Annotated in this window: 1 protein-coding gene; it reads left to right on the top strand. The window is 47.4% G+C overall.

Annotation, left to right across the window (positions count from 1 at the left end; all coding sequences use genetic code 11):
- Nucleotides 1-14 precede the first annotated feature (14 nt).
- Nucleotides 15-232 (top strand): hypothetical protein (locus AC0QHF_RS09040; protein WP_324703876.1); only part of this gene is annotated, 218 nt, incomplete at its 3' end.

Below are 232 nucleotides of genomic sequence, written 5' to 3'. Positions count from 1 at the left end.
GAATTAGCGGGGACGTGGATGTGACATCCAATGGAAAAGGCAGCGTGGTGCAACTGCCTCGGTTGACGGCTTTTGACGGCACAGACAGTTCCTCCCCCTCGTTTATTTGGGCGGTCAATCAAGGCACGGTGAAGGCTCAAAAACTCGCCAGTCTTAAAGAGGTAGATTTATATGCCACAAACAGCCAATTAAATTTGTCAGGAATCAAAACTTTTAGTGGCACAACTGATAC

It is taken from the genome of Lyngbya sp. CCY1209 (genome assembly GCF_055795065.1).
Note: the sequence above shows the minus strand (reverse complement) of the source record. Positions and strands in the feature narration are given on the sequence as shown.